At 69.9% G+C, this 18005-nt stretch carries 15 protein-coding genes; 7 read left to right on the top strand and 8 right to left on the bottom strand.

All coding sequences use genetic code 11. The features are described 5' to 3' along the window. Positions 1-198: 198 nt before the first annotated feature. The gene (locus G4X40_RS01120; RefSeq protein WP_277829603.1) at positions 199-1638 is read right to left on the bottom strand and encodes an MFS transporter; all 1440 of its coding nucleotides are present in this window, start codon (positions 1636-1638) and stop codon (positions 199-201) included. A 156-nt stretch (positions 1639-1794) separates the two neighbouring features. Then, positions 1795-3033 (bottom strand): CynX/NimT family MFS transporter, encoded by a 1239-nt coding sequence (locus G4X40_RS01125; protein WP_277829604.1) that lies wholly within the window; start codon positions 3031-3033, stop codon positions 1795-1797. 181 nt (positions 3034-3214) lie between these two features. On the opposite strand from G4X40_RS01125, the gene G4X40_RS01130 reads away from it, so the two are divergent. From G4X40_RS01130 to G4X40_RS01145, 4 genes are all read left to right on the top strand, one after another. Next, complete coding sequence (locus G4X40_RS01130) at positions 3215-3895, top strand: FadR/GntR family transcriptional regulator (RefSeq protein WP_277829605.1); 681 nt, start codon at positions 3215-3217, stop codon at positions 3893-3895. A gap of 71 nt (positions 3896-3966) precedes the next feature. Next, positions 3967-5334: an AAA family ATPase gene (locus tag G4X40_RS01135; protein WP_277829606.1), complete on the top strand. Its 1368-nt coding sequence runs from the start codon at positions 3967-3969 to the stop codon at positions 5332-5334. A gap of 125 nt (positions 5335-5459) precedes the next feature. Then, complete coding sequence (locus G4X40_RS01140; RefSeq protein ID WP_277829607.1) at positions 5460-9578, top strand: bifunctional nitrate reductase/sulfite reductase flavoprotein subunit alpha; 4119 nt, start codon at positions 5460-5462, stop codon at positions 9576-9578. 82 nt (positions 9579-9660) lie between these two features. Further along, on the top strand, positions 9661-10755 hold the full coding sequence (locus G4X40_RS01145) for a hypothetical protein (protein WP_277829608.1): 1095 nt from the start codon (positions 9661-9663) through the stop codon (positions 10753-10755). A 110-nt stretch (positions 10756-10865) separates the two neighbouring features. Here G4X40_RS01145 and G4X40_RS01150 read toward each other — a convergent pair whose 3' ends face one another. Further along, on the bottom strand, positions 10866-11981 hold the full coding sequence (locus tag G4X40_RS01150; protein WP_277829609.1) for a serine hydrolase domain-containing protein: 1116 nt from the start codon (positions 11979-11981) through the stop codon (positions 10866-10868). A 78-nt stretch (positions 11982-12059) separates the two neighbouring features. After that, positions 12060-12353 (bottom strand): hypothetical protein, encoded by a 294-nt coding sequence (locus G4X40_RS01155; RefSeq protein ID WP_277829610.1) that lies wholly within the window; start codon positions 12351-12353, stop codon positions 12060-12062. Positions 12354-12490: 137 nt separating this feature from the next. On the opposite strand from G4X40_RS01155, the gene G4X40_RS01160 reads away from it, so the two are divergent. Next, a complete protein-coding gene (locus G4X40_RS01160; RefSeq protein WP_277829611.1) occupies positions 12491-13726 on the top strand; it encodes a sensor histidine kinase in 1236 nt (411 codons plus the stop codon). Beyond that, the gene (locus G4X40_RS01165; RefSeq protein WP_277829612.1) at positions 13723-14418 is read left to right on the top strand and encodes a response regulator transcription factor; all 696 of its coding nucleotides are present in this window, start codon (positions 13723-13725) and stop codon (positions 14416-14418) included. The genes G4X40_RS01160 and G4X40_RS01165 overlap by 4 nt, the downstream gene beginning before the upstream one ends. A gap of 39 nt (positions 14419-14457) precedes the next feature. Here G4X40_RS01165 and G4X40_RS01170 read toward each other — a convergent pair whose 3' ends face one another. Both G4X40_RS01170 and G4X40_RS01175 read right to left on the bottom strand, forming a co-directional pair. After that, positions 14458-15000: a pentapeptide repeat-containing protein gene (locus G4X40_RS01170; RefSeq protein WP_277831198.1), complete on the bottom strand. Its 543-nt coding sequence runs from the start codon at positions 14998-15000 to the stop codon at positions 14458-14460. Between the two features lies 1 nt (position 15001). Continuing rightward, the gene (locus G4X40_RS01175; protein ID WP_277831327.1) at positions 15002-15148 is read right to left on the bottom strand and encodes a hypothetical protein; all 147 of its coding nucleotides are present in this window, start codon (positions 15146-15148) and stop codon (positions 15002-15004) included. Positions 15149-15223: 75 nt separating this feature from the next. On the opposite strand from G4X40_RS01175, the gene G4X40_RS01180 reads away from it, so the two are divergent. Then, positions 15224-15859 (top strand): TetR/AcrR family transcriptional regulator, encoded by a 636-nt coding sequence (locus tag G4X40_RS01180; RefSeq protein ID WP_277829613.1) that lies wholly within the window; start codon positions 15224-15226, stop codon positions 15857-15859. Positions 15860-15894: 35 nt separating this feature from the next. Here the strand turns inward: G4X40_RS01180 and G4X40_RS01185 are convergent, their stop codons facing one another. Continuing rightward, the gene (locus tag G4X40_RS01185; RefSeq protein WP_277829614.1) at positions 15895-16749 is read right to left on the bottom strand and encodes a TIGR02569 family protein; all 855 of its coding nucleotides are present in this window, start codon (positions 16747-16749) and stop codon (positions 15895-15897) included. Positions 16750-16817: 68 nt separating this feature from the next. Then, complete coding sequence (gene moeB, locus G4X40_RS01190) at positions 16818-17993, bottom strand: molybdopterin-synthase adenylyltransferase MoeB (protein WP_277829615.1); 1176 nt, start codon at positions 17991-17993, stop codon at positions 16818-16820. Positions 17994-18005 lie beyond the last annotated feature (12 nt).

The raw sequence follows: 18005 nt of genomic DNA on the forward strand, positions 1-18005 counted from the left end.
CCTTCTTTCTCATCAGCCCTGCCTGCGGGGACGTCCCAAAACTACGAGCGCGGTATTGCGCAGGTGCTGCCTCAGATGAACAGCAGGTCAACTGGTTCTCACGTTCACCGCCCGTGAGCGGGTGCCGGTTCACACGGCGGTAACGGCCGGGTCGCCCGTCACCGCAGGTGACGGGCGAACGCCGGTGGTCGGGGCCCGTTACCGGCGTGTGAACGCAGGCTCACCCGCCGGCGCGGCCGGGGCGGCGACGGGCACTTCGGCGTGCGAGGACGGCCGGATGTATCGCAGCCAGGTGACGCCGATGCACAGCGCGTAGAAGCCCAAAAAGACCCAGAAGGCCATCGTCGCCGAGTGCGCCGAGCCCGAGTAGGAGGCCCGCAGCACCAGGTTGATGCCGACGCCGCCGAGGGCGCCGACCGCGCCGGCCACCCCGATCAGTGCGCCGGACATCGCCCGGGCCCAGGCGGCGGCCTCGTCGGGCGTGACGCCGCGCAGGCGGGCGGCGTGGTCGGCGAACACCGCCGGGATCAGCTTGTAGACCGAGCCGTTGCCCAGACCGGACAGCAGGAACAGTGCGATGAAGCCGATCAGGTAAGCGGCGAAGACGCCGCCGGTGGCCGCCCCGGGGGTGGCGTCGTCGCGGGTGCCGGCGACGACCAGCGTGCCGGCGGCCAGCGTCATCGCCGCGAAGCAGCCGAGCGTGATCTTGCCGCCGCCGATCCGGTCGGCCAGCAGCCCGCCGATCGGCCGGGTGAGCGAGCCCAGCAGCGGCCCCAGGAACGCGATCTGCGCGGCGTGCAGCGACGCGCTCGCCGCGGTGGTGCCCGGTTCGGCGAGGAAGTTCAGTTGCAGCACCTGGCCGAAGGCGAAGCTGAAGCCGATGAACGAGCCGAACGTGCCGATGTAGAGGAAGGCGATCGCCCACGAGTCCGGGTACCGCAGCACCTCGACCATCCGGCGCCCCGAGGCCTCGACGCCGTCGAGGTTGTCCATGAACAGCGCCGCGCCCAATGCCGCGAACCCGACCAGCACCAGGTACACCGACAGCACGATCTGCGGTGACCGGTCGCCGACGGTGGCGATCACCAGCAGGCCCAGCAGTTGCACCACGGTGACGCCGATGTTGCCGCCGCCTGCGTTCAGTCCGAGGGCCCAGCCCTTGAGCCGCTGCGGATAGAACGCGTTGATGTTGGTCATCGACGACGCGAAGTTGCCGCCGCCGAACCCGGCGACCGCGGCGATCACCATGAACGCGGTGTAGGACAGCCCCGGGTGGGCCATCGCGTACATCGTCAGCAGCAGCGGGACCAGCAGGACCAGCGCGCTGAAGATCGTCCAGTTGCGCCCGCCGAACCGCGCGGTCGCGGTCGTGTACGGGATCCGCAGCACCGCGCCGACCAGCGTCGGCATCGCGATCAGGAAGAACTTGCCGGCCGCGTCGATGTGATAGACGTCGACCGGCATGAACAGCACCATGACCGACCAGATCGACCAGACCGAGAACCCGACGTGTTCGGCGATCACCGACCAGATCAGGTTGCGGCGGGCGATCCGGCTGCCGCCGGCATCCCAGGCGACCACGTCCTCGGGGTCCCAGTTCGCGATGCGGCGGGTGCGCTTCTCGGCAGATCTCGACACGGATGCCTCCAGGTGCTCGGGGATGTCCCCAAGCTAGGCACCGGGTGTTGCGCCGACGCTACCGACGATGAACGCCTGATCAACAGCGACTCACAGGACCTTCCCGACGACCAGTCCGGTGCCGAACGTCCCCGCGCCGGTATGCCTTTCGCATAGTCAGGCCGCGAGGTCGTCCTCGATCATGCTGGGCCGGCACGCCCGTCGGCCTCCCAAGAGCATCACCGCGACCGCCACGAGCAGGAACGCGAACGGCCATCCCCACCCGTCGGTGCTCTCGTGCAGCACGCCGAACAGCACCGGGCCCAGGCATGCCGCCGTATAGCCGACCCCCTGGGTGAAGCCCGACAGCTTGGACGAGCCGGCACCGGTGCGCGATCGAAGGTTGATGAGTGTCAACGACATCGGGAAGGTGCTGGGTCCCAGTCCGATCGCCAGCACCCACAGCCACGGCACCGTCGACGGCGCGAACACCAGGCCGGCGAAGCCCACGAGATAGCAGACCGCGCAGGCCATCACGACCGGGAACGGGTTGACCATCCGGGCGCACAGGGTCGGCGCGCCCAGCGCCGCGATGAACCCGACCGCCGAGAACATCGCCACCATCGCGCCGCCGAACTCCGCGGAGGCGCCCGACTCGGTCAGGATCTTCGGCAGCCAGGTGAACAGCGAATAGGTGATCAGCGAGGTCATGCCGAACATCGCGGCCATCCCCCAGGCCAGCGACGAATGCCAGATGGGCCGACCGGAGTGCGTCGAATGATGCTGCGGCGCCTGCGGAGTCGTGATCGCGCGCGCGTCGCGGCCCCGCCGGTCGACGATGACCCCGATCCACGGCAGCACCGCGGCGAAGGCCACGACCGACCAGACCGCGAGCGAGACCCGCCAGCCGTGCGCGTGCGCCACCGGCACCGCCAGCAGCGGCGGCACCGCGGTACCCAGCTGCACGCACGTGATGTAGACGGCGCTCATCAGCGCGACCCGGTCGGAGAAGTAGCGCTTGACCAACGGCGGGATGACCACGTTGCCGATTCCCATGCCGCCGAGGGCGACCGCGGACAACACCAGCAGCAGGGCGGTGTCGCCGACCATGGCCCGGGTGAGCATGCCGACGCCGGCCATGACCATCGCCACCAGCGCGATCCGTTCGAGCCCGAACCGCGTCGCGAGCATCGGGGTGAGCAACCCGAACAGCGCGAACATCGCGGTCGGCATCATGCCGAACACACCGGCCACTGCGGAGCCGAAGCCGACTTCGTCGCCGATGACGTCGAGCAACGGCGTGATCGCGGTGACCGCCGTGCGCAACGTCAGCGCCGACAGCACGATCGCGAGCAGGACGAGCACCCGACCCGCGATCAGGCCCGGCCGTGCGTCCCGCTCCTGCCCGCTCGTCATCTGCCGACTCACCTCTTCACCCGCACCGACACTCATACCTACCCCACTCGCTCGTCCCAACACGACAGCACAAATTGTAGGATGACCCGATGTATCGCGCCAACGCAATTATGCTCGGCGATACCCGACGAGAACGACCCCGACGGTCAGCGGAGGAGTCGGCCAACAGAGGAGGTGCGCCGTGCAGACGGTGCGACGGGCAGGCCTGGTGGAGCAGATCACCGAGCAGTTGCGCGAGGAGATCTGCGCCGGTCGCTGGCCGGTCGGCAGCCGGATCCCCACGGAGGTCGAGTTGTGCGAGCTGACCGGCGCCGGACGCAACACGGTCCGCGAGGCCGTCCAGTCGCTGGCCCACGCCGGGCTGGTCGAGCGGCGGCAGGGCTCGGGGACGTACGTGCTGGCCACCTCGGAGGTCGTCGGCGCGCTCGGCCGCCGGGTGAGCGCCGCCCGTCTGCGCGAGGTCCTGGAACTGCGGCACGCGCTGGACGTCACCGCCGCGGCACTCGCCGCCACCCGCCGCGACGAAGACGACGTTCGGGCCCTCACCGCGCTGCTCGAGGAGCGCCTGGCGCTGTGGCCAGGCGGTGACGCCGCGGCCGCGGTGACCGCGGACGTCGCTCTGCACCGCGCGGTCGTCGCGGCCACCCACAATCAGCTCTACCTCGAGGTCTATGACGCGCTCGTGCCCGACATCGAGGTCTCCGTCGACACGAACTCGGCGCTGACCGGCCGCCATTTCAACGACGAACACACCGAGTTGGTCCGGGCGGTCATCGACGGCGATCCCGAGCGCGCCGCCTCCGCCGCACGCGGCCTGCTCGCCGGGCTGCTCGACGCCCACGGCTCTCCCCTGGGCGATTGACCGGCCACTGTTAGCCTGGGCGGGACGTTCGACAATCACATTTCGGGGGGATCGAAGTGCAGAACCATGGCATGAACACGGGGCCGGACCAGACTTCCGGGGGCGAACAGACCGGCGCGGCAAACCCGCCGTGGCTGCCGGCCGAACAGGCAGTCACCGAACAGGCAGTCACCGAGCAGGCGGTCACCGAACCGCCCACCGGACAACCGCTGTCCGAGGTCGCCGCGCAGTGGACCGCACCGGTCCCGCCGGACGCCGCACAGTTCGCGCCGGCGCAACAGCTACAGCCGTATCGCTACCCGCAGCAGGCTTCCCCACAGCAGGTTCCGGTCCAGCCGATGCCGATGGCGCCGCAGCCCCCGCACCCGGGACATCCGCCCCTGCCGCAGCAGCAACTGCCGCAGCAACCCCTGCCCCAGCAGCCCTTGCCCCAGCAGCCGGACGCCGCCCCTCAGTGGGGTGCACCGACCCCGCCGCCGGCCAAGCTCGCCCCCGGCGCCGACCTGAATCTGCTGCGCCGGGCGAAGCGCCCGCCGCGCAGCGGCTGGCGCAAGCTGGTGCACCGCATCTCCGGCGGCCGGATCAACCCGGGCGAGTCCCCGGCCGACATCGCCTACCGCGAGCTGGTCGACCGAGTGAACCAGCCCATCCGCGGCGACTACCGGATCGCCTTCCTGTCCCTCAAGGGTGGAGTCGGCAAGACCACCACCACGGTCGGCCTGGGCGCCACCTTCGCGTCGTTGCGCGGCGACCGCGTGATCGCGGTCGACGCCAACCCGGACCTGGGCACATTGGCCCAGCGGGTGCCCAGCCAGACCACCTCGACCGTCCGCAACCTGCTCGAGGACCCGAACCTGCAGCGCTACTCGGATGTGCGCGCCCACACCTCGCAGGCGCCGAGCCGGCTCGAGGTGCTGGCGAGCGAGAAGGACCCCGCCGTCTCGGAGGCGTTCAGCGAGAACGACTATCGCTCCGTCGTCAAGATCCTGCAGGCGTACTACAACATCATCCTCACCGACTGCGGCACCGGGCTGATGCACTCGGCGATGAACGGCGCCCTCGACACCGCCGATGCACTGGTACTGGTCAGCTCCCCCGCAATCGACGGCGCACGCAGCGCCTCGGCGACCCTGGACTGGCTCGACCACCACGGCTACGGCGAGCTGGTCAAGCGCTCGATCGTCGTGGTCAACTCCGCACGCCGCGGCGCGTCCTCGATCGACCTGGACCAGTTGAAGAACCTCTTCCTCGGCCGCTGCCGCGCGGTGCACGTGGTGCCCTACGACGAGCACCTGGCCGAGGGCGCCGAGATCGACCTGGATCTGATCGGCAAGACCACGCGCCGCTCGTTCCTCGAGCTCGCGGCGATCGTCGCGGACGGTTTCACCGTCGCCGCGCCGCGACCGGAACCCGGACGTGAGGTCCGGCAACGCGGCTGACCCGTTCCGGGCACGCCGGGTCCGGCCAAATGTCACCGCCGGCTCACCGGGGTTAATCCGGCAGAAACAACTCCACAGCAGCATGGTCGTCGACCCGAGTTGCCCGACGGGAAGGGGCTGCCCTGATGCGCGCCGATCTCGCCACGTCGACCGTCCGGACCGCATGCTCGTACTGCGGGGTCGGCTGCGGCATGGTGCTCGAGGTGGAGACGGACCCGGACACCGGCCGACGACGGGTGCTCAAGGTCAGCGGTGACACCGAGCACCCCACCAACCGTGGCCGGCTGTGCACCAAGGGCGCGACCAGCGCCGACATGCTCCGCGCGCCCGGGCGGTTGGAGCAGCCACTGGTGCGCGAGCGTCGCGGCGACGACCGCCTGCCGGCCCCGATGGCCGAGGCCATCACCGAGACGGCCCGCCGCCTCACCGAGATCGTCGACACGCACGGTCCGGACGCCGTGGCGCTGTACGTGTCGGGCCAGATGACCCTCGAGGCGCAGTATCTGGCCAACAAGCTGGCCAAGGGGTTCCTGCGCACCAACCAGATCGAGTCGAATTCGCGGCTGTGCATGGCGGGCGCGAGCAGCGGCTACAAACTCTCGCTCGGCGCCGACGGCCCGCCCGGCTCCTACGAGGACTTCGACCACGCCGATGTGTTCTTCGTGATCGGGTCGAACATGGCCGACTGCCACCCGATCCTGTTCCTGCGCATGATGGATCGCGTCAAGGCGGGCGCCAAGCTGATCGTGGTGGACCCGCGCCGCACGGCCACCGCCGACAAGGCCGACCTGTTCCTGCAGATCAACCCCGGGACCGACCTGGCATTGCTCAACGGCCTCCTGCACCTGATCGTCGAGGCCGGCCACACCGACCCGGAGTTCATCGCCGACCACACCGAGGGCTGGGAGTCGATGCCGCAGTTCCTCGCCGACTACCCGCCGAACGTGGCGGCCTCGACCACCGGGATCCCCGAGGCCGACATCCGCGCCGCCGCGGCGATGATCGGCGCGGCGCGGAACTGGATGAGCTGCTGGACGATGGGGCTGAACCAGTCCACCCACGGCACCTGGAACACCAACGCGATCTGCAACCTGCACCTGGCCACCGGTGCGATCTGTCGCTCGGGCAGCGGGCCGTTCTCGCTGACCGGCCAGCCCAACGCGATGGGCGGACGGGAGATGGGCTACCTCGGTCCCGGGCTGCCCGGCCAGCGCTCGGTGCTGGCCGAACCGGACCGGCGGTTCGTCGAGGACCTGTGGAAGCTGCCGGAGGGAACCCTGCGCGCCGACGTCGGCACCGGAGCAATCGACATGTTCGCGGCGATGACCGAGGGCCGGATCAAGGCCTGCTGGATCATGTGCACCAATCCGGTTGCCACCGTGGCCAACCGGCGCACCGTCATCGAGGGGCTCGAGGCCGCCGAACTGGTGATCGCGCAGGACGTGTTCACCGACACCGAGACCAACGACTACGCCGACATCCTGCTGCCCGCGACGCTGTGGGTCGAGTCGGAGGGGGTGATGGTCAACTCGGAGCGCAACCTGACCCTGATCGAGCAGGCGATCGAGCCGGCCGGAGAGGCACTTGCGGACTGGCGCATCATCGCCGAGGTCGCCTGTGCAATGGGATTCGAAGCCGACTTCACCTATGCGAGTGCCGCCGAGGTGTTCGAGGAGCTCAAGCGTGCGGCGAACCCGCAGACCGGCTACGACCTGCGCGGCATCAGCCACGACCGACTGCGCCGCACCCCGGCCCAATGGCCTTGCGCAACAGAGAATTCGGACAGTCGCAACCCGATCCGCTATGTCGACGCGGATTCAGCGGCCGTCCGGTTCCCGACCGGCAACGGCAGGGCGGTGTTCCACGCGCGGCCCCACATGCCGCCGGCCGAGCTGCCCGACGACGACTTCCCCTTCGTGCTCAACACCGGCCGCCTCCCCCACCAGTGGCACACGCTCACCAAGACCGGAAAGGTCGCGAAGCTGACCAAACTGAACCCGGGACCGTTCGTCGAGATCTGCCCCGGCGACGCGGAGCGGCTCGGTGTCGTCGACGGCGACCAGGTCGAGGTCGCGTCGCGGCGCGGGCGCGCGGTGCTGCCCGCGGTCGTCTCGGACCGGGTGCTGGCCGGCAACTGCTTCGCACCGTTCCACTGGAACGACGCCTACGGCGAGTACCTGAGCATCAACGCGGTCACCAACGACGCCGTCGACCCGATCTCGTATCAGCCCGAGTACAAGGCCTGCGCGGTGTCGCTGACCCGCGTGGCCACCACCGCGGCCGCTGCGGCGGAGACGAAGACTGCACAGACAAAGCCATCGGAGCCCTCCCTCCCTTCCGCGGCCCCGGTCGCCGTCGACCTGCTCGCCGCCGCCCTCGGTCTGGGCGAGCTGCGCATGCCGGAACTCGACGGCGCCGAATCGTCCTACCTGACCGGCTATCTCACCGCACTCAAGACCGTCGGCACCGGCGCGGCGGTTCCGGTGCTGCCCGTCGGGGCACCGATCGCCACCGACAAACGTCTGTTCCTCGACGGCCTGCTCGCCGGGATGTTCGCGGCCCCGGCCGGTTCCGTGGCGGCAGCGCCTGCGGGATCCGTCGCGGCGGATCGACCGGCACCGGTGCTGCTCACGTGGGCCTCGCAAACGGGCAACGCCGAGGAGTTCGCCGCCGAGTGCGCCGAGCAGCTCCGCGCCGCCGGCACCGCCGTCGACCTGATCGAAATGGCCGACTGCGACATCGCCACACTCGAGTCAGCCCGCGAACTGCTGATCGTCACCAGTACCTTCGGCGACGGCGACTCCCCCGACAACGGCAGCGACTTCTGGGCGCGGCTGTCGGGCTCGGATGCCCCGCGGCTGCCGAACACGCGGTACTCGGTGCTGGCCTTCGGCGATTCGAACTACGACGACTTCTGCGGTCACGGCCGGCGGCTCGATGCGCGACTGGCCGAGCTGGACGCCCAGCGGATCGCGCCGCGCACGGACTGCGAGCCCGACTACCTCGCCACCGCCCAGGCCTGGCTCGAGCAGGTGAAGGCGGCGCTGCGCCGACCGGATGCGTCCGCTGCGACCGGCCCGTCACCGGTGGCGCCGCCGGCCGGCGCGTCGGCGGAGAAGGTCGAGGCCCCGTTCACCAGGCGGTCTCCGCTGCTGACCCGGCTGACCCGCAACGTCCGGCTCAACGCAGCCGGCTCCGCGAAGGAGGTGCGGCAGATCGGTTTCGCACTGCCCGACGACTTCGCCTACGAGGCCGGCGACGCGCTCGGTGTGTGGCCGACCAACCCACCCGACGTCGTCGACGAATGGCTGACGGTCACCGGCCTGGACCCGGGCGTCCCCGTCGCCGTCGGGGACGCCCCGGAAATGCCGCTGCGACAGGCACTCACGAGCCGACTCGAGATCTCGAAGGTCACACCCGATCTGCTGCGCTTCGTCCTGGACCGCACCAAAGACGCCGAGCTCGCCAAACTGATGCGACCGCAGAACAAGATCGAGCTGCAGCAGTGGCTGTGGGGTCGCCAGGCGGTCGACCTGTTGCACGCGTTCGGGTTCCGCGCCGAGGTCGTCGACTGGATGGGCGTGCTCAAGCGGCTGCAGCCACGCCTGTACTCGATCTCGTCGAGCCCGAAGGTCGACCCGAACGAGGTGCAGTTGACCGTCTCGACCGTGCGGTACGACGCGGACGGCCGCACCCGCGGTGGGGTCTGCTCGACGTTCCTGGCCGATCGCGGCGCGGACGCGGACATCCCGGTCTTCCTGCAGCGGTCGGCGCACTTCCGGCCGCCGACCGCACCCGACGCCCCGATGATCATGGTCGGGCCGGGTACCGGCATCGCACCGTTCCGGGCCTTCCTGCACGAGCGGCGCGCCCGGGGCCACGGCGGCCGCAACTGGCTGTTCTTCGGCGAGCAGCATGCCGCGACCGACTACTACTACCGCGACGAGATCGAGGGCATGCACCGCGACGGCTTCCTGACGCGACTCGATCTGGCGTTCTCCCGCGACCAGCGCCAGAAGGTCTACGTCCAGGACCAGATGCGCCAGCACGGCGCCAAGCTGTGGCAGTGGCTGCAGGAGGGCGCGCACTTCTATGTGTGCGGCGACGCCGGCCGGATGGCCAAGGACGTCGACCGCGCCCTGCACGAGATCGCCCGCAACCACGGCAGACTCGACGACGACGCCGCGAGCAGGTACCTCAAGCAACTCGGCACCGAGAAGCGGTACGTCCGGGACGTGTACTGAGAACCTGCTTTTGGACTGCTGTTCGGCGACGGACAGATCGCTGCTCGCGAACGGCTGGGTAGCGCAGCTATAAGGTGCGGACATGAGCGAGACGGCGTTGGTCCACACGGATCACCATCAGTTCTGCCTCGGCGCGCCCGCGGCGGATACTCTTGACGTGCACGAACGGGCCACGCTGATCGAGGCGGGTCCCGGGTTCGCCACCGTGCTCACCGGCGCCGCTTACGGACCGGTCGAGGTCACCGTCGACCTCCTCGATGGGCCGCCCACGACAGCAGATTTCACCGGCTGGGAAGTGGTTGAGGAGACCGAACTGACGGTCGACTCGGCGGCGATGGTGGTCATGACACTCGAAGGCGAACCGGCCCAAGGGTTCAGCCACTTCGCGGACCAACCGGCCGGAACATACCGGTTGCGGGCACATGCACACGGCCGCGACGCCAACTGGGACATGGACGTCACCGAACCGAGCGAGAAGTACCTGCTTCAACTCTGGCCCAGTACGGGCGGTGACGTGAGGGTCGTGCAGCTGAAGAAGGAGGACCAGGCCTGGGGCGAGGCGCCGGGAGAGGTTCTTACACCTGACATGACCAAGGTGACGCTCGTGTCACCGGACGGCAGATGGCGGACCGTGAAGGCGCTGGGCTCGGAATATAACGGTGCCCTTGCCCAGCGCGTGCCCTGGGGTGGGCGAGAGCCCAGCAGTACGCTCAGCAACTACTGGGATGCAAAAACCTTGGCCGAACTCGATCGCAGGATCATCGACGTTGTCGAATCCGCTCGATCGGATCGCTGGCGATCCATGGCCCGCTGGGCTGCACGCCGCGCATGCGTACGTGCGGGCCTCGCCGATATCGATTGGATCAGTGAACTGCTCGACCGAATCGACGCGGGTCGACCGTTTCCTAAGGATCTAGCAGGTAGCGGGGCGGTTCTTAACCGGATGTGGGCCGATCAACGGATCAGCCGGCGGATCGTCCCGGGCCGTCACCTCGAGTGGGAATTCATCGAGCAGGATATGGCCGTACTGGCACTCTTCACCCCCTACCTTGACGACCCTCTCCATGCGGCCTGGCAACGCTTCGCACCGCGCTCCACACCTACGGACTCGACTGGCCCGAACTCGTTGCCGAGTTCGTCACGGCTTTCGGTTGAGCGAGACGGAGCGAGCGCCTGAGGGCTTCACTTCCCCTCACCCCAGCCGACAGTCCGGCGACGCCAAGTTTCCCCTTTCCGAGTGGTTGAGACAACTCTGACTGCACTCAGCGTGGTCGGCTCACCCGCACCTCAGCCGCACAGCGCGGTGTCGACGACCTTCTCCACCGCGCCGGCGACGGCGTCGTCGGCGGGCACCGCGGTGATGGCGATGTTGGCGGCGCGTCCGGAATCGGTGGCACCGCCGCGCGTCTCGAATCCGGGTAGATCACCGCCGTGACCCCAGTAGACCCCGCCGCACGACAACGGCCTACTGACGATGCCCAGTCCGTAGCGCGCGCCGCCGACCCCCATCGGGACGGTCGTGCGCATCTGCTCCAGCTGGGCCGGCGGGAGCAGTCGTCCGGCGAGCAGTGCCGTGAAGAACTCGTCCAAGTCGGAGTTGGTGGAGATCATCTGGCCCGCGGCCCATCCCGCGGAGGGATCCATCTCCGTGAAATCCTGCGGGGGTCCGCTGGCCGGATCCGCGAGGTAGCCGTGCGGGTGCGGCCCACGGATGGTCCGGTCGCCCGGAGCGGGAAAGTAGGTGTGGCGCAGCCCGATGCGGTCGATGATGTGCCGGTCGATCTCCTCGGCCAGCGGCCGGCCGGTGACCTTCTCGACGATCAGCCCGGCCAGCACGTAGTTGGTGCTGCTGTACCCGAACTGCGCCCCTGGCGCCGCATCGGCCTTGTGTTGCAGGGCGATGTCCACGAGGTCGCGCGGCTCGAAGTAGCGGTCCCGCAGCGCTGCGTCGTCGATGTAGTTCACATAGTCGGGCAGCCCGCTGGTGTGCTGGAGCAGTTCGCGGACGGTGATGCGGCGTCCGTCTATCCCGTCGCCGCGGACCAGCCCCGGCAGATAGGTCTCGACCGGGCTGTCGAGCGCGATCTTGCCCTCCCCGACCAGTTGCAGAACGACCACCGCGGTGAAGGCCTTGGTGTTGCTGCCGATCCGCACCTGCCCGTCGACCGGCACCGGCGCGCCGGTGGCCAGGTCGCCGACACCGGCGGTGTAGTTCCTGCTGCCGCGACCGTCGCGCACACCGGCCGACGCGGAGGGCAGGCCGGCATCGTGCACAAGTGCGGTCAGGCCCTGCTGGACCGCGTCGGGCTCGGTGGTGGCGGACCCCGCGCGCGGCACCAGACCGCCCACCATGACCGCACCCACCGCGATCACGCCGACCGCCGCCGCGGCGACCGCCGTCACGGTCTTCCGTCGACCGTCCCGTCGGGATGAACGCGTCTGCTGTCCTGTTCGATCAAACATGGGTCGACTCCTGTTCGGTCATCGGGGAAGCGGAATGCCGGCCGGCGTGCAGCCGCGCGCGAGCAGGCATCCGAGGGCGTGGCCGAGCCTGCTCATGAGGCCGCCTGTCGAACTGAACTGACCGGCCACACACTGCCCGTACTGGCGGATGTGGTTGAACTGGTAGCAGTTCTGCGTCCGGTCTGCGTACCAGACCAGGGCGATGCCGGTCAGGACGACCGCGGTGACCACCGCGACGACCGCCGCCGACGCGACGATCATCAGCCGCGTCCGTCTCCGCTTCGTCGGCGCACGCATCACTTCTGTTTCCATCGGCTGTCCTTCCACGATTCGGGCCGGACATGATCATGGGTTCCCGCACGCCGTCGCCACATCGCCCCGCCGGAGGAAAATCGGCTCACTCCATCGGGGGAGGCGCCCGGCGCCGGCGCCGGTGATACTGATTGATCGTGAGCTGGGGATTGCGGCCGCTGCTGAGCGGCTCCACGTACACGGGAGTGCTGCTGGCGTGGTGCGGCGCGTTGGCGAGCCTGGTGCTGCAGCCCTTCGCGCTGGTGCCGGCGATGGCGTGGCAGTCCGGCCCCGAGGGCGCGCGGATCGCCCTGGCCCTGCTCATCTGGGCGGTACTGGTCGCGGCTGTCGGCGCTGCCCGCACGACGCGGCGGGTGCTGATCGTCGCCGTCCGCCGCCTGCTACGGGTGCCGCTGCCGGATCCGGTGGCCGGCCGCGCCCCGGGCACCGCCCGGTGGCGCACCTCCGTCTGGATGCTGCTGCACGTGGCCCTCGGCTGGCTGGCGGCGCTGGTCCCCGTGCTGCTGATCATGGCCGTCTGTCTGCCCGGCGGGTGGCTCGGCGGTGAGCTTCGGCTGAGCCTGTTCGGCTGGTCCGTGCGGGTGACCGATGGCGGGTGGAGTTGGGCGGTGGCGCTCGGCTGCCTGCTGCTGGCGCCGGTCCTGTGCGCGGCGGTCACCGGCGTGCTGCGGTGGGCGGCTCCGCGACTGCTCGGGCCGTCGCCGGCCGAGCTGCTGGTGCACGCGGCCGAACGCGAGCGGCTGCTGGCCGAACGCAACGAACTGGCCCACGAGCTGCACGACTCGATCGGGCACACGCTGACGGCGGCCACGATCCAGGCAGCGGTGGCGGGCGAGATGCTCGCCACCGATCCGGTGGCGGCGCGCGCCGCCCTGCGCAGCATCGAGGAGTCGACCCGGGCCGCGCTCGAGGACCTCGACCACGTGCTGGGCGTGCTGCGCGAGGAGGCGGCCGGCACGGCGCCGACCCGGACCCTGGCCGACCTGCCCGAGCTGCTGGACCGGGTGCGGCACACGGGAGCGGTCGTGGAGCCGGAGCTTTCGGGTGATCTGACCGCGGTTCCGGCGACGGTGTCGCGCGCGGCCTATCGGATCCTGCAGGAAGGGTTGACGAACGCGCTCCGACACGGGGCCCGTGGTCCCGTCCAGGTGCGGTTGGTGGCCACGGCGGACGCGGTGGACCTCGAGGTCGTCAACCGGACCGGGACGCCGGACGAAACCGATTCGGCCGCACGGACGTTCCCGACGTCCGGGCACGGCCTGCCCGGCCTGGCCGAGCGGGTTCGGCTGCTGCGCGGGCAGATCGAGTCCGGCCCCACCGAACCGCGGCACTGGCGGCTGGCGGTCCGGTTGCCGCTACGGTTGTCGGAATGACCGGCACCGAGGCGAGCACACCCGAGCCGGGCGACGCGACCGTCAGACTGCTGATCGCGGACGACGACGAGGTCACCCGCAGCGGGCTGCGCACGTTGCTCGCCGCGCAGCCCGGCATCGCGGTGGTCGGCGAGGCCGTCGACGGTGTCGACGTGGTCGAGCAGGCACGACTGCTGCGGCCGGACGTGGTGCTGATGGACGTGCGGATGCCGCGGCGCAACGGCATCGAGGCCACCCGCGAACTGCTCGGCGACTCGGCCGATCCGCCGAAGGTCCTGGTGATCACTACCTTCGAGCACGACGGCTATGTCACCGCCGCGCTCAGCGCGGGGGCGAGCGGGTTCGTGCTCAAGCGGCTGCCGGTCCGGCAGATCGCGGATGCGGTGCGGGTGGTCGCCGACGGCGAGGCGATCCTGTTCCCGACGGCGCTGCGCCGCATGGTCTCGGCCCAGCCGCTCGGTTCGGCGGACGCCCTGCCGGCGGCCGGACTGACGGATCGGGAAGAGGAAGTGCTCCGGCTCGTGGCCACCGGTCTGTCCAACCAGGAGATCGCCACCGCGCTCACGGTGAGTGCGGAAACCGTGAAGACACACGTCGGGAACGTGCTCACCAAGCTCGGCGCGCAGAACCGCACCCACGCCGTGGTGATCGCGTACGAGTCCGGTCTGGTGGTCCCCGGCTTCAGCGGCTGAGGATCTCCGCCGACGTCGCGCACCAGCACACGCGATCGCTCAGTCGTGAGTGATGCCGTCGGGCATGGTGGCGTCCCGGAAATCTGCGCCGTCGAGGACGACGGCGGACATCGTCGCGCCGGTCAGGTTCGCCTTCCCGAGGAAGGCGCCCGCGAGTGTGGCGCCGGTCAAGTCGGCCTCGCCGAGATACGCACCGGTCATGTATGCGCCCGACAGGTCCGCCCCGGTGAGGTCCGCGTGCCCGAGGAAGGTCGACGTCAGATAGGCCATCGTCAGGTCCGCGTCTCGCAACCACGCGCGGGTCAGGTACGCACGGGTGAAATCGGCGTCGTGCGCGACCACACCCGTCAGGTCGGCCCTCGCCACGTCGGCCCCGAAGAGGTCGGCGGAGGTCAGGTTCGCGCCCGCGAGAACCGCACCGGTGAGATCGGTTCCCGACAGGTCGGCCCCGGTGAGATCCACGCCGTTGAGGTTGGCGCCGGCCAGGTTCAGCCCGGACAGATCGACGTCGACGAGATCGACTTCTACCGAAGGACGTTCGGCTCGGGCGAGGTTCCAGGCGGCAACGCCGGACCGGAGCAGATCAGCCGAGCTTTCGCGCGAACTCGACGTCGACCGCGCCGTCGGGACCTCCCGGACCGGACTGCGCGTCGGCCTGGATGGCGACGCGGACGTCATCGAGCCTCCCATTGGACGGACGTGCGGGCCGGTTGGCGATCCCCTGGTGCATTGCCGGCCCGGCCGAGTTGACAGCGTCAACCTAAGCTCGTTTGTTGACAACGTCAACCTGACTTATCCTCCGGGAGTGCAGGAAGACGCCCCGGACACGCGCCGCATGCTGATCGCCGCGGCCGACGACCTCTTGTCGCGCGGCGGGCCCGCCCTGGTCACCCTGCGCGCGGTCGGTGCGGCGGTGGAGGTGTCCCGTACCGCGCCCTACCGGCATTTCCGCAACAAAGACGATCTGCTCAGCACCGTGGCCGCGGAAAGCCTTGTCCGCATGAAGCTGGTGATGCAGCTCGCCGCCGCCGATGCGACCACACCGAGCACCGCCGACGCACACCTCGGCGCACCGGAGTCCACACCCCTGTACCGCGCGTGTCTCGCCTATGTCCGCACCGCCTGGGAGTTCCCGAACCACTACCGGCTGGAATTCGCCGGCGACCACACGTTCACGCCGAACTCGGCACTCGGTACGGCCTCCGCCGACTTCAATTCCTACTTCGAGGAACTCGTCGTCGAAGCACAGCGCACCCGGACCCTCCTCGCAGGCGACGTACGGGACGTCGGTCCGCTGCTCTGGGTGATCCTGCACGGACTCGCGATGTCCAACCATCTTGCCGCCGACGGTGGATGCGGTTCCCGGACCGACGATCCGGCCGAACAGATGCCACGACTGCTGGCCCTGGCGTTGCAGCGCCTGTCCCCGCGCGCGACGTAACGGCCGACCGCGCAAGCACTCCCCCGCAGGCCCGGCTACAGCCGCATGCGGATCAGTTCGGCGGTGTGCGCCAGGCCCGGGAACACCGACGGCGTGGACCGCGGGTGCAGGGCGTGCACGGCCAGCCGGAACAGCAAGGCGCGCAACATCATCTGCGGCCACTCCGGCAGCTGACTCCACCTGTCGATCAGCCCCTCGTCCGCCCCGCCCCAGGACAGCGCGTCGACCACCACCACACCGGCCGCCCACGGAGCCGGGCGCCAGTAGGGGGTGATGTCGGTCAGTCCCGGAGCGGCCGCGCCGGCGAACAGCACGGTGCCGAACAGGTCGCCGTGCACGAGCTGGTCCGGGGTGCGGATCGGCTTGCGCAGCGTCGCCAGCTGACGGATCAGGTCGAGGCTGCGCTCCCCCTCCGGGCTGGTGGTCTCGACCGGACCGCCGACGCGCGCGCTGCGCAACGGAACGTCCTCCCACGCCGCCCGATCCGCGAGCACGAACACGTCGACGTCCTGCCACGGCGGCACCGGCGCCTGGCCGAGGAACCGGGGCTTGTCGAGCGCGACCGTCTCCGCGTGCAACCGCACCGACAGCGACACGACCTCGTCGTAACGCGGCTCGGGCGAGCCGGAGATGAAGGTGTCCGCACGCCACCCGGACACGACATAGCGCCCGTCACTCGACCGCACCGGCCGGGCCAGGCGAACACCCTCCACCGACAGCGTCTCGCGCACCTTCGCCGACCATGCGGCCCTGGCGTGATCCGGCACCAGTGACAGCACCACGTCCCCGCACCGCCAGCCGCCGTCCCAAGCATCCCCGAGGTACACCGGCTCTATCTCGCGCAGACCGAAGGTCGAGCGAACATGCTGCGGCGGCTCCGTAGGACTCACTCTCAGGAGGTTACCGTCGGTAAACGGTCCGGTCCGGCAGCGCGGTCACGTGTCGATAACGGCCTCGATCAGTACCGCACCATCGTCGGGTCCACCACGCTCGCCCAGGCCTCGATGCCGCCCTCGAGGTGCCGCAGGTTCCGATACCCGGCCGCGCGCAACAACTCCAGCGCCTGCGCCGACCGCACCCCCGACTTGCAGTACAGCACCACCGGGTCCTCGGCCGGCAGCCCCAGCAGCGCGCCGACGCCGTCCACTCCGGCCGACTGGATGCTCGAGTTCGGCACCAGCGTCGCCCCCGGCAGGTGCACGATGTCCCACTCGACCTGCTCTCGGACGTCGACCAGTCGCACGTCCGCGCCCGACTCGATCAGCCCGTGCAACTCGGCCGCGCCGATGGTGTCCGCGCCGGACGGCTGCGGTGCGGTGCCGCAGAACAGTTCGTAGTCGACCAGTTCGGTGATCGGCTGCGCGTCGGGGTCCTTGCGCAGCTCGATCGTCCGGTGCGACATCGCCAGTGCGTCGTAGATCAGCAGCCGGCCGAGCAGCGACTCACCCATGCCGGTGATCAGCTTGACCGCCTCGGTGGCCATCATCGCCCCGACCGCCGCGCACAGCACGCCCAGCACGCCGCCCTCGGCGCAGGACGGGACCGTGCCGGGTTCCGGCGGCTGCGGGTAGAGGTCGCGATAGTTCAGCCCGCGGCCGTCGGGTGCGTCCTCCCAGAACACCGACACCTGGCCGGCGAACCGGAAGATGGAGCCCCACACGTACGGCCGGTGCGCGAGCACCGCCGCATCGTTGACCAGATACCGCGTGGCGAAGTTGTCGGTGCCGTCGAGGATCAGGTCGTACCGCTCGAACAGCGCGACCGCATTCGCCGCGTCCAGCCGCGCCGGATGCAGCACCACGTCGATGCCGGAATTGATCGCCGCGATCGACTCGCGCGCGCTCTCCCCCTTGGGCCGGCCGATGTCCGACTCGCCGTGGATGATCTGGCGCTGCAGGTTCGACAGCTCGACGTCGTCGAACTCGACGATGCCGATCGTGCCGACGCCCGCGGCGGCCAGGTACAGCAGTGTCGGCGAACCGAGCCCGCCGGCACCGATCACCAACACGCGGGCGTTCTTCAGGCGGCGCTGCCCGGTCACACCGAGCTCCGGCAGCAGCGTGTGCCGGCTGTACCGCGCCGACTCCTGCGTGGTGAGTTCCGGACCCGGTTCAACCAGCGGCGGCAGCCCCATCAACACTCCTCG

Origin of the sequence: Speluncibacter jeojiensis (assembly GCF_029589495.1) — a bacterium.
GTDB lineage: Bacteria > Actinomycetota > Actinomycetes > Mycobacteriales > Mycobacteriaceae > Speluncibacter > Speluncibacter jeojiensis.